Source organism: Rothia similimucilaginosa, assembly GCF_029850875.1.
Taxonomy (GTDB): Bacteria; Actinomycetota; Actinomycetes; order Actinomycetales; family Micrococcaceae; genus Rothia.
Genome location: NZ_JAOVAM010000002.1, coordinates 1 through 11,910 on the forward strand (window position 1 = coordinate 1; position 11,910 = coordinate 11,910).

Sequence of the window (11,910 nt, forward strand, 5' to 3'; positions counted from 1 at the left end):
CTTACTTTTCAGGAAGTTGTTTGTTGTTTGCGTTCACTGTATGGTTTTTGGATAACAATCCCGTAGGTTTGCGGTGATTATAGCGAGAGGGAAACGCCTGGTTCCATTCCGAACCCAGAAGCTAAGGCTCTTTGCGCCGATGGTACTGCACTTTTGAGGGTGTGGGAGAGTAGGTTATTGCCGCTTTATTGTTCAATAGCCCCGGCTTTGCCGGGGCTATTTTCGTTTGGGGAGGTCTAACGGCCTCCCCATTTGTCTTTAACATCCTATCGGTACGGGTGCACGGAAGGTGCTCTCTATACTAGAATGGTATGGCTTATGTTTAGGCATTAGCGGGTGTATCTAAAGCACCCCTCATAGAGTTGATGCCTCAGGCAGCGGTTCGCCCGAACCGACTGCATACCCTACCCGCCGACACTGGCGGATACCTCCCAAGGAGATTCATGTCTGAGACCCCCCGTCACGAGTCTAACGGCTCCGGCCCCCGCCATCACCGCAAGAACAGCGGAGGAAAGGACATCCGCTCCAAGAAGGGCGGCAAGAACTTTGGCGGTAAGGGCGGTTTCAAGCGTAATGACCGCGGAGGCAAAAAGTTTGACGGTCGTCGCTCCGATTCCCGATCCAAGGCACCTCGCTCCAACGGTCCCGAGGCTGAAGCACCTCGCGAAGAAGTACGCAGCATTGGTGGCCGTGCAGGCTACCGCCCCGCAAAGCCCAAGGCACCGGAAATTGACGATGACATCACCGGTCGCGAGCTGGACGGCGCAACCTTCCGTCAGCTGCGCGCCCTTGAGCCGCGCAACGCAGAAACCGTTGCAAAGCACCTCGCCATGGCAGGTCGCTACCTCGACATCGACCCCGAATTCGCACTAGAACACGCCGTTGCCGCATCCCGTAGCGCAGGCCGTATTGCCGCAGTACGCGAAGCTGTTGGTGTTGCCGCATACGTAGCAGAAGACTTCGAACTGGCACTGCGCGAACTGCGCACCCACCGCCGTATTAGCGGCTCCGTAGACCACCTGGCACTGCTGGCGGACTGCGAACGTGCGCTCGGCCGCCTACCCAAGGCAATGGAAATGATTGCAGAATCCAAGAAGGAAGAACTGCCCGCCAACGTGCGCGTAGAGCTCGCCATCGTTGAATCCGGCATCCTCAGCGATCAGGGCAAGAAGTCCGAGGCTGTCGTAGCACTGCAGATTCCTCAGCTGAACCCTAAGCGTGCCTTCGAATACAGCCCCCGCCTGTTCAGCGCGTACTCCGACGCGCTTGCTAACGCAGACCGTAACCAGGAAGCAGAACGCTGGGCACGCCTCTCATTCATGGCAGAAGCAGCATTGGGTCAGGGTAACTTCGCAGAACCCGAAATCTTCGACATGTTCGGTGAAGCAGGCCTCTTCGAACAGGAAGAGAAGTCCGTAGAACTCACTGAAACCGCAGAAGACGCTGAAAAGACCGCGGATGCTTCCGCAGAAGAGGAAGTAGCGGAGGACGAGAAGACCGAAGCTCCCAAGACTGAAGAAGCAGAAGAAACCTCCGCAGAATAAGACTGCGGAGAATCTAAGAATTCTAAATACGCGACCTAAGTGTCAGCGTGAAACCGCTGGACGCCACACCCAAGCAGGGAAGAGCGTCCAGCGGTTTTCCATATAATCGCCCGAAGGTGCCAACGCTAGAGTGTCTAACAGGTACGATTAATAGCGACAACCGCCAGAGACCCCGAGAGGAACACTCTATGACCAAGAACGCACTCCTATCCCGCTACGATGCCCTCCTCTCCGATCTGGACGGTGTAGTCTACGCAGGCCCCTTCGCCATCGAAGGCGCACCCGAAGCGCTCAACCGTGCCGAAGAAGAACTCAACGTACCGGTCATTTTTGTCACCAACAACGCATCGCGCTCCGTAGAATCCGTAGCAGAGCACCTGCGTGAACTGGGCGTGCACACCCGAGCAGGACGCGTCGTCAGCTCCGCACAGGCAGGCGCAGCACTGCTTGCACAGCATGTACCCGCAGGCTCCAAAGTACTCGTCACCGGCACCGAAGCACTTGCCGACTGTGTTCGTGCAGTAGGCCTCGAAACGGTACGCAAGGAAGAAGAAGGCCCTGTAGCCGTCATCCAGGGATTCGACCCCAAGATCGGATGGGAAGACCTCGCGGAAGCCGCCTACACCCTCGCAAACCCCGACATTCTCTGGATTGCAACTAACACTGACCAGAGCATCCCCAAGGAACGAGGCCAGGCACCCGGTAACGGCACCCTCGTCACAGCCGTAGCAACTGCCTCGCGCCGTACCCCGCTCGTCGCGGGTAAACCCGAAGCACCAATCTTCCACACCGCAGCGCAGGCAGTGAACTCCAGCCACCCCGTCATCGTGGGCGACCGCCTGGACACCGACATTCTCGGAGCCAACAACGCAAAGATGGACGGCGCCCTCGTCCTTACCGGCGTACAGACCTACCAGGACGTCATCGAGGCCGTGCCGAACCAGCGTCCGACCTATATTCTGCGCACCCTCGAGGACTTCTTCGCACCCTACCCCGAAATTGAGGTGCTCTACGAAGGCTACGAAGTCACCGCAACCGGCCCCACCTGGCAGGCACGAGTCCGCGGTGAAAACATGAGCCTGACCGGCCCCGAGATTGCAGATACCGAAGCATTCGCGGGTAGCGAGAGTGAAGCCGAAGCATGGCGCGTAGCCTGCGCGGCATGGTGGGCGGCAAACCCCGAACAGGGCGCACGCCCCAACATCCAGGGGATCCCCGGTGCCTAAAGAACCGGAGACTAACAGCACGGCAGAAGAAACCGCTGAGCTTGACGCCGAATTTGAGCGCCAACTCGCAGCGACCCTCGCCATGGACCCCGTAGAACGCGTCAAGCGCCTCGAAACGATGAGCGAGCAACTGGAGAAGGACCTCGAAAACCTCTCCTAGTTCGCGGCGGTGAACCCTCAGAACAGCAATGCTCTGAGGAGCACTAGATAGCCCGTCACCAGACGACGACAGAAAGAAGACAGAGACACCGTGCGCCTCGATAAATACCTGGTCGAAGCCGGATTCGTGAGCTCACGAACCCTCGCCGCAAAACTCATCGCGGCAGGAGACGTACAAGTCAACGGCAAGGTTGCACGCAAAGCGTCCATGCTCGTGGGCCCGGAGGATACCCTCTACGTGCGCCAGAGCGAACTGACCGAATACGTCAGTCGCGCAGGCCACAAGCTCGCCGGTGCCCTCGACGCATTCCCCGATATTGAGGTGGAAGGTAAGCGCTGCCTGGACGCGGGAGCCTCCACCGGAGGCTTTACCGACGTGCTACTTCGTCGAGGAGCTGCCCACGTAGCCGCCGTTGATGTAGGACACGGGCAGCTTGTGGAAACACTACGCAAAGAACCGCGAGTTGGCGTGTACGAAGGACTCAATGTTCGTTACATGAAGCCCGAAGATATTGGCGGGCAGGTTGAGCTGACGGTTTCTGACCTCTCGTTCATCTCGCTGACCCTGGTCATGGAGTCGCTAGCGAACGCCACCGAAACCGGTGGCGACCTGGTGCTCATGGTCAAGCCGCAGTTCGAGGTTGGCAAACACCGCATCGGACGCGGGGGAGTGGTGCACGAAGAATCCGCCCGCCGTGAAGCAGTGGAAAAAGTCCAGGCATCTGCGGTAAGCCACGGATTGCGCGTGATGGGTATGGAACCCAGCCCGCTCCCCGGACAGGACGGCAACGTAGAGTACTTCCTATGGTGCAAAAAATAAAGGGTCTTCGGAATATATAGTGGAATTACTTTCTTAATAGTTTAAAAACAACTGGTGTTTAAATCGGATTTTCTGGTGGGATGTTAGGATAATCAATAGTATTATATAAAAGTATCAATCACATACGAGTGATACTTTGGGAAAAAAATAAAATAGTCCAATTTACTTGACCGTGTACTATGGTACATGGTTTATAATATTCAGGGGGTGAAATAAGATGATTTATCGCATTAGTGAGTTTGCAGATAAATGTGGAGTTAATAAAGAAGCGATCAGATATTACGAGCGAAAAAATTTATTACAAGAACCTCACCGAACGGAAGCTGGTTATCGGATATATTCATATGATGACGTTAAGCGTGTTGGGTTTATTAAACGAATACAGGAACTTGGTTTCTCTTTAAGTGAGATTTATAAATTACTTGGTGTTGTAGATAAAGATGAAGTTCGTTGTCAAGATATGTTCGAATTTGTTTCTAAAAAACAAAAGGAAGTGCAAAAACAAATAGAGGATTTAAAACGAATTGAAACTATGTTATAATAGAAAAATTAACAAACGAAAGGAGCTTTTTTATGAATAAATTTAAGGTAAACATTTCAGGAATGACTTGTACGGGTTGTGAAAAACACGTAGAATCAGCACTTGAAAAGATAGGTGCTAAAAATATTGAGTCTAGTTATCGTCGTGGTGAAGCAGTATTTGAACTGCCCGATGATATTGAGGTTGAAAGTGCAATAAAGGCGATTGATGAAGCAAATTACCAAGCCGGAGAAATTGAAGAAGTATCATCACTAGAAAACGTGGCGTTAATTAATGAAGACAATTATGACCTTCTTATTATTGGTTCTGGTGCTGCTGCCTTTTCTTCGGTAATTAAAGCTATAGAATACGGTGCAAAAGTTGGAATGATTGAGCGTGGAACGGTTGGGGGAACCTGTGTGAATATTGGCTGTGTTCCGTCAAAAACTCTTCTTAGGGCAGGGGAAATCAATCATTTATCAAAAGACAATCCGTTTATAGGTTTACAAACATCCGCTGGAGAAGTGGATTTAGCTAGTTTAATCACGCAAAAGGATAAATTGGTGAGCGAACTTCGGAATCAAAAATATATGGATTTAATTGATGAATATAATTTTGATTTAATTAAAGGTGAAGCAAAATTCGTTGATGCTAGTACGGTTGAGGTCAATGGGACAAAGTTATCTGCAAAACGCTTTTTAATTGCAACAGGTGCATCGCCTTCGTTGCCCCAAATTTCAGGACTTGAAAAAATGGACTATTTAACTAGTACAACACTTCTTGAGTTAAAGAAAATACCAAAACGATTAACTGTAATTGGTTCAGGATACATTGGAATGGAGCTTGGACAACTATTTCATCATTTAGGTTCAGAAATAACGCTTATGCAAAGAAGTGAGCGACTTTTAAAGGAGTATGATTCTGAGATTTCAGAGTCAGTTGAAAAAGCGTTAATTGAACAGGGTATAAACCTTGTCAAAGGGGCAACTTTTGAGCGTGTTGAACAAAGTGGAGAGATAAAAAGGGTTTACGTAACAGTAAATGGCAGTAGAGAAGTCATTGAATCAGATCAGTTACTTGTTGCCACTGGAAGAAAACCAAATACGGATTCTTTAAATTTAAGTGCAGCAGGTGTTGAAACTGGAAAAAATAATGAAATCCTGATCAATGATTTTGGCCAAACAAGTAATGAAAAGATTTATGCAGCAGGAGATGTGACTTTAGGACCACAATTTGTATATGTAGCAGCCTATGAAGGTGGAATTATTACTGATAATGCTATTGGCGGATTAAACAAAAAAATAGATTTATCGGTAGTTCCTGCTGTTACGTTTACGAATCCGACGGTTGCAACGGTTGGTTTAACAGAAGAACAAGCAAAAGAGAAAGGGTATGATGTGAAGACATCTGTATTACCTTTAGATGCTGTTCCAAGAGCAATTGTAAACCGTGAAACAACCGGTGTATTTAAACTAGTAGCAGATGCAGAAACACTAAAAGTATTAGGGGTTCATATTGTATCTGAAAATGCAGGAGATGTCATCTATGCAGCATCATTAGCTGTTAAATTTGGCTTAACGATAGAAGATTTAACAGAAACCCTAGCACCATATTTAACAATGGCTGAAGGGCTAAAATTAGTTGCACTTACGTTCGATAAAGATATTTCGAAATTATCTTGTTGTGCAGGCTAAGGGAACTTTTTTACAACTCCCTATTCAACGGTGTCGAAAGTAAATTATAGTGCCAAAAATAAATAGTGCTAAGGCAGTCTGAGAAAACCGCTCGATAACGCAGGACGCGTTGAGGGCGGAGCTTTCTCAGGCTGCCGCGCTATTCGCAGGTATTTTTACAGGTATTTTAGAGATACCCCAGTTGTACGCTATTCGAAATAATTTTCTAAAAATATGGTATTTTAGAAAATCTTCGAGAACATATTCGGTATGATAGGTGTAGATACACCATCTCAACACCCAATGGGAGAGAATCCTTATGGCAGAACACGAAAGCCACGCCCCGCAGGAAGCAACCGCACAGGTGGCTGCTGTAGATGCGCGCGATGGTTCCGAACGTCGTGGTTCCGAAGACTCGGTGGAACAACGTCACCGTAAGATTCTCGTCTTCGCCCACGTGGGGCGCAAAGAAGCACGAGATGCCGCCCGACAGGCGTGCACTCAGCTCTACGAAGCGGGACTTGCACCCGTCATGACTCGCTCCGATCTGGAGACCCTGAGTGAAAACTGGGACGAGCCCATCCCCGTGCAGGTCGTCCACGAATCCGTGGCGCTCATTGATATTGAACTCGGCGTGGTGCTCGGCGGTGACGGCTCGATTCTTCGCGCCGCCGAAATGGTGCGCCGAACTAGCGTTCCGCTCATTGGCGTGAACCTGGGACACGTTGGCTTCCTTGCTGAATCCGAAGAGAGTGACCTGACTGAAACCGTTCGCTGCATCGTCAACAACGAATACACCGTTGAAGAACGCATGGCAATCGACGTGGAAGTCTGGAACGACGGCAAGCGAGTGCATAGCGATTGGGCACTGAATGAAGCTAGTGTCGAAAAGGGCAACCGCGAAAAAATGATTGAAGTTATTATCGAGGTGGATTGCCGCCCGCTCAGTAGCTTTGGCTGCGACGGCGTGGTCATGGGAACCCCCACCGGCTCGACTGCCTACGCTTTCTCCGGTGGCGGTCCGGTCGTCTGGCCCGAAGTTGAAGCAATTCTCATGGTGCCACTCTCGGCTCATGCGCTCTTTGCGCGCCCGCTGGTAGCAGCGCCGACCTCCACCTTGGCGGTAGAAATGATGCCAGGAAACGGTGCCTCCGGCGTGCTCTGGTGTGATGGCCGCCGAACCGTAGAGTTGGACCCCGGATCCCGTATTGAGGTGCGACGCTCCGAAAAATCGGTGCTGCTTGCCCGTATCCACCCGGCTCCCTTCTCGGAACGACTGGTGCGTAAATTTGAGCTTCCGATTCGTGGTTGGCGAGGTCCACAGGACGGCGAGAAGCGCTAAAGAAAAGGAATGAACGTTCGTGATTGAGGAAATCCATATTCGAGACCTCGGCATTATTACCGATGCAAGGCTCCCCCTCGAACCCGGATTCTCGGTGCTGACTGGCGAAACCGGCGCAGGTAAAACCATGGTCGTCACCGCCCTCGGCATGCTCCTGGGTGCCCGATCCGACGCATCCAGCGTGCGTAACGGTGCCAAGAGCGCCCTCGCCGAAGCAGTGATTCGCCTGCCCCGCGGACACCGTGCCCTTGAGCTTGCCGAAGAAGCCGGCGGCACTGCTGAAGACATCGACGAACAGACCTCCGAACTGCTTCTGGCACGCACCGTCAACGCTTCGGGGCGCTCCCGCGCCCACGTCGGCGGTTGTTCCGCACCCATCGGAACTCTGTCTCAGATTGGTCAGACTCTTGTTGCAGTCCACGGCCAGTCCGATCAGTTGCGCCTCAAATCAGCTGCAGAGCAGCGCCACTCCCTCGACCTGTACGCCGGTGAAGGGCTCGCCAACTTGCTTGAGAAGTACCGCGAAAACTACGAGCGTTACCGTGCCGCCGCCGCAGAGCTCAAGGAGGTACGCGAAAACTCTCGCGCACGCGCCCTCGAAGCGCAGACCCTGCAGGGCGCCCTCGAAGAAATTAGCACGGTCAACCCGCAGGGTGGGGAAGAAGAAGAGCTCAAAGCCGAAATGGTGAAGCTCATGAACGTTGAAGCGCTACGCATTGCCTCGGCAACCGCCTCCACAGCGCTCAGTGGTAGTGAATACTCTACCGGCGATGAGCAGAGCGTCATGAGCCTGCTCGATGCAAGCCGCTCCGCGCTACAGTCGCAGGCGGACGCTGATGAAGAGCTTGCCTCCCTCGCGGCGCGCGTCAACGAACTGCTGATTCTTGCCACCGATATTTCCTCGGATCTGTCCTCCTACATGGCCTCCCTGGACGTTGAAGGTCCCGAACGTCTGGCACAGGTACAGACTCGCCGCGCCCAACTGGCAACCCTCACCCGCAAGTACGGCGCCGATATTGCCGAGGTGCTCGAATGGGCCGAAGAATCCCGTGCACGCCTTGAGACCCTGGTGGACGACCCCCAGCGACAGGAAACCCTGGAAACCGAACTGGTACAGCTACGCAAGGTGCTCGGTGCCCAGGCAGAAGAGCTAACTGCCCTGCGCCGTGCTGCCGCACAGAAACTGGCGGATGCCGTCAGCGAGGAGCTCACTGCTCTTGCCATGCCGAACGCATCCCTGGTCGTGGAGGTTGCCGAAGCTGAAAAGTTTTCTGTGCACGGTCGAGACACCGTCACCTTCATGTTGGCCCCGCACCGAACCGCCGTGCCGCGCCCGCTCGGTAAGGGTGCCTCCGGTGGTGAGCTCTCCCGCGTGATGCTCGCCTTGGAGGTGGTGCTTGCCGAGGTGGACCCCGTGCCCACCTTCATCTTCGATGAGGTGGACTCCGGCGTGGGTGGTAAGGCAGCTATCGAAATCGGTCGCCGCCTTGCCATGCTCGCCCGACACGTGCAGGTTCTGGTGGTTACCCACCTGCCGCAGGTTGCCGCCTTTGCGGACCAGCACATTCTCGTGCTGAAAAATGATGACGCGTCCCTCTCGAAGGTCAAGGTACTTTCCGAAGAGGAACGCGTGGTGGAACTGGCGCGAATGCTCTCCGGACACGATCAATCAGAATCGGCACGAGAGCACGCCCGCGAGCTGCTGGCAGCCGGTCGAGACGTGCCGTAGGGACGCTGAAAGTAACATGCAAACCTACCGGGAAAAGGATTGGAAAGGTGCTGGTAAAAGCGCCGAAAGATGCCACCTTTCGGCGCTAAAGACCATCAAAGGGACTGAAGAGCGCGAGCATGCTTCGGAAAGTTGTCAGTACAGTCCAAGCCGGTGACCAACAGCGGTGCATGGAGCTCAGAGGATGTGAGATACTCTGTGAATGCTCCTACACCTGCTTCTACACGGCGCGGCGGGGATAATAAATCCCCGGCTCCGTTTACAGTGGTGATAAGGACAAATAGGGGAGGGAAAACCACCTGAGAGAATCCTCTTGTGGCAAAACCCTCTGCTTGGATAGCAGACAAGAAAATGGTAGGCTTAAATTCCGTGGTGAATGAAAAAAATAACGCTCTGAATGCGTCCTCTAACGACAAGGTAACCCGCCAGATTTTCGTGACCGGCGGCGTTGCATCTTCTCTCGGTAAGGGCCTTTCGGCCTCTTCCCTCGGTCAGCTTCTTCGCGCACGTGGCCTCTCTGTGACCATGCAGAAGTTCGACCCTTACCTGAACGTCGACCCCGGTACGATGAACCCCTTCCAGCACGGTGAAGTCTTTGTCACCGACGACGGTGCTGAAACTGACCTCGACATCGGACACTACGAGCGCTTCCTGGACGAAAACCTCGACCAGTCCGCTAACGTGACCACCGGCCAGGTCTACTCCTCCGTCATCGCGAAGGAGCGCCGCGGTGAATACCTTGGTGACACCGTCCAGGTCATCCCTCACATTACCGACGAAATCAAGGCCCGCATGCGTCACGCAGCGGAAATTGACGACGCGCCCGACATTATTATCACCGAAATCGGTGGTACCGTCGGCGATATCGAGTCCCTGCCCTTTATGGAAGCAGCACGCCAGGTACGCCGCGATGTTGGCCGCAAGAACGTCTTCTTCCTGCACGTCTCCCTGGTGCCGTTCATCGGCCCCTCTGGCGAGCTCAAGACCAAGCCGACCCAGCACTCCGTCGCAGCACTGCGCGGCCTGGGCATTCAGCCTGACGGTCTGATCCTGCGCTGTGAGCGTGAGGTTCCCGTATCGCACCGTACCAAGATTGGTAACGCATGCGACGTAGACAGCGACGCAGTTATCTCCTGCGCCGACGCACCCAGCATCTACGACATCCCCAAGACCCTGCACAGCCAGAAGCTCGACGACTACATCCTCGACTACTTCGGCATTGAGGCTTCCGCACCGGACTTCACCCAGTGGAACCGCCTGCTCGACGCAGTGCACCGCCCCGCGGCAGAGGTTAACGTTGGCCTGGTCGGTAAGTACATCGATCTGCCCGACGCATACCTGTCCGTCTCTGAGGCTCTGCGCGCCGGCGGCTTCGCAAACAACGTTAAGGTCAACATCAAGTGGGTTGCAGCCGACCTGTGCGCAACCGATGAAGATGCAGACCACCAGCTGCGCGACATGGACGCAATCCTCGTGCCCGGTGGCTTCGGCATCCGCGGCCTAGACGGCAAGATTGGTGCACTCAAGTACGCACGCGAGCACAAGATCCCGACCCTGGGTATCTGCCTCGGTCTGCAGTCCATGGTCATTGAGTACGCACGCAACGTACTGGGCCTGCGCGAAGCATCATCCACCGAATTCGAGCCCGAAACCTCCGTACCGGTCATCGCAACTATCGAAGAGCAGAAGCAGTTCGTCGAAGGTGCAGGCGACCTGGGCGGCACCATGCGCCTGGGCCTGTACAAGGCAAACCTCGTTCCCGGCTCTCAGGTTGCTAAGGCATACGGTGCAACCGAGGTTGCAGAGCGTCACCGCCACCGTTACGAGGTGAACAACGAGTACCGCGAGCAGCTTGAAGAAGCAGGTCTGCACATCTCCGGTACCTCCCCGGACTCCTCGCTGGTCGAGTATGTGGAACTGCCCGCAGAGACACACCCCTACTACGTGGCAACTCAGGCACACCCCGAGTATCGCTCGCGTCCGACCCGCCCGCACCCGCTCTTCGCCGGCCTGATTAAGGCTGCTCTGGAGCGCCGCGGCGCCTAATATCTAGGCATAAACGTTCAGCATCCCGCTCACCCCGCGCAGGGGAGAGCGGGATGCTCTTGTGTAAACCTGAACGTGCTTTAAACCGTGGCCGTACCTGACGCGCCAAATGTAGCGGGGCTAAGAAGCCGCCTACAATGAAAGAATGAGCAACAACCAGCAGATTATTGATGCACCCTCCGAACGTACCATCCGCACCCGCACCGTGAAGTACAGCGGCTACGTCATCGAAACGACCGTCGAAGAGTACGAACTCAATGAAAACACTGCGCTGACCCGCGATGTCGTGGAAATGCCCGGCGCCGTCGCCGTGGCGGTTCTCAACGACAACAACGAACTGCTGATGCTCAACCAATACCGCCATCCGGTGCGTATGAACCTCTGGGAAGTGCCCGCCGGACTGCTCGACATCGACGGTGAAGATCCCCTGGGCGCCGCGCAGCGCGAACTTGCCGAAGAGACAGACCTGAAAGCATCCACCTGGAACGCTCTGACCGACTACTTCAGCAGCCCCGGCGCAACTAGCGAAGCAGGCCGCGTCTACCTGGCGCGCAACCTCTCGGAACTGCCCGCCGAAGAACGTAGCGAACGCACCGATGAAGAATCCGAAATGACCTATCGCTGGGTACCCCTCGCCGACGCGGTGCAGCTGGTATTAGGCGGAAAGATTCACAACGCGCTCGCTATCCAAGCGGTACTCGCCACCTATGCGGCGGCGCAGAACAATTTTGAAGGCCTGCGCCCTGCCGAGGGTGGCTGGGAGTTCCACCCCTATATGGGGCAGCGCCGCGAAAAGCCGGAGAACTTCCGCAACCACTAAGAACGGAGCATTGGGCGGGGGAGTAGCTCCG

The 11,910-nt window shown here is 54.3% G+C and carries 10 protein-coding genes and 1 rRNA gene; all 11 read left to right on the top strand.

Going from position 1 to position 11,910, the window contains the following annotated elements:
* The first annotated feature begins 69 nt into the window (after positions 1 to 69).
* The 11 genes from rrf (at position 70) to QFX05_RS01700 (ending at position 11,879) form a co-directional block, all read left to right on the top strand.
* Positions 70 to 186 (top strand): 5S ribosomal RNA (rrf, locus tag QFX05_RS01650).
* Positions 187 to 443: 257 nt separating this feature from the next.
* A complete protein-coding gene (locus tag QFX05_RS01655) occupies positions 444 to 1,544 on the top strand; it encodes a tetratricopeptide repeat protein (protein WP_279740368.1) in 1,101 nt (366 codons plus the stop codon).
* 188 nt (positions 1,545 to 1,732) lie between these two features.
* The gene (locus tag QFX05_RS01660) at positions 1,733 to 2,770 is read left to right on the top strand and encodes an HAD-IIA family hydrolase (protein ID WP_279740370.1); all 1,038 of its coding nucleotides are present in this window, start codon (positions 1,733 to 1,735) and stop codon (positions 2,768 to 2,770) included.
* Entirely contained in the window at positions 2,763 to 2,930 is a 168-nt protein-coding gene (locus QFX05_RS01665; protein WP_005506658.1) for a hypothetical protein, read from the top strand. The genes QFX05_RS01660 and QFX05_RS01665 overlap by 8 nt, the downstream gene beginning before the upstream one ends.
* Before the next feature lie 90 nt (positions 2,931 to 3,020).
* Positions 3,021 to 3,749: a TlyA family RNA methyltransferase gene (locus QFX05_RS01670; protein ID WP_279740376.1), complete on the top strand. Its 729-nt coding sequence runs from the start codon at positions 3,021 to 3,023 to the stop codon at positions 3,747 to 3,749.
* Positions 3,750 to 3,966: 217 nt separating this feature from the next.
* Complete coding sequence (merR, locus tag QFX05_RS01675) at positions 3,967 to 4,290, top strand: Hg(II)-responsive transcriptional regulator (protein ID WP_458391021.1); 324 nt, start codon at positions 3,967 to 3,969, stop codon at positions 4,288 to 4,290.
* 32 nt (positions 4,291 to 4,322) lie between these two features.
* Positions 4,323 to 5,963, top strand: coding sequence for a mercury(II) reductase (gene merA, locus QFX05_RS01680; RefSeq protein ID WP_279740377.1), 1,641 nt, complete (start codon positions 4,323 to 4,325; stop codon positions 5,961 to 5,963).
* Positions 5,964 to 6,261: 298 nt separating this feature from the next.
* Positions 6,262 to 7,284 carry an NAD kinase gene (locus QFX05_RS01685; protein ID WP_279740379.1) on the top strand — a complete coding sequence of 341 codons (1,023 nt, stop codon included), beginning with the start codon at positions 6,262 to 6,264 and terminating at the stop codon, positions 7,282 to 7,284.
* Positions 7,285 to 7,303: 19 nt separating this feature from the next.
* Positions 7,304 to 9,013 carry a DNA repair protein RecN gene (gene recN / locus QFX05_RS01690; protein WP_279740380.1) on the top strand — a complete coding sequence of 570 codons (1,710 nt, stop codon included), beginning with the start codon at positions 7,304 to 7,306 and terminating at the stop codon, positions 9,011 to 9,013.
* Between the two features lie 351 nt (positions 9,014 to 9,364).
* Positions 9,365 to 11,059 carry a CTP synthase gene (locus tag QFX05_RS01695; RefSeq protein ID WP_279740381.1) on the top strand — a complete coding sequence of 565 codons (1,695 nt, stop codon included), beginning with the start codon at positions 9,365 to 9,367 and terminating at the stop codon, positions 11,057 to 11,059.
* 145 nt (positions 11,060 to 11,204) lie between these two features.
* Positions 11,205 to 11,879: an NUDIX hydrolase gene (locus tag QFX05_RS01700; RefSeq protein WP_279740383.1), complete on the top strand. Its 675-nt coding sequence runs from the start codon at positions 11,205 to 11,207 to the stop codon at positions 11,877 to 11,879.
* Positions 11,880 to 11,910 lie beyond the last annotated feature (31 nt).

Bases quoted from the DNA above. Each gene is read 5' to 3' on its own strand.
- merR (WP_458391021.1), top strand. From the start codon at position 3,967: ATGATTTATCGCATTAGTGAGTTTGCAGATAAATGTGGAGTTAATAAA.
- QFX05_RS01655 (WP_279740368.1), top strand. From the start codon at position 444: ATGTCTGAGACCCCCCGTCACGAGTCTAACGGCTCCGGCCCCCGCCAT.
- QFX05_RS01660 (WP_279740370.1), top strand. From the start codon at position 1,733: ATGACCAAGAACGCACTCCTATCCCGCTACGATGCCCTCCTCTCCGAT.
- merA (WP_279740377.1), top strand. From the start codon at position 4,323: ATGAATAAATTTAAGGTAAACATTTCAGGAATGACTTGTACGGGTTGT.
- QFX05_RS01700 (WP_279740383.1), top strand. From the start codon at position 11,205: ATGAGCAACAACCAGCAGATTATTGATGCACCCTCCGAACGTACCATC.
- QFX05_RS01685 (WP_279740379.1), top strand. From the start codon at position 6,262: ATGGCAGAACACGAAAGCCACGCCCCGCAGGAAGCAACCGCACAGGTG.
- QFX05_RS01695 (WP_279740381.1), top strand. From the start codon at position 9,365: ATGGTAGGCTTAAATTCCGTGGTGAATGAAAAAAATAACGCTCTGAAT.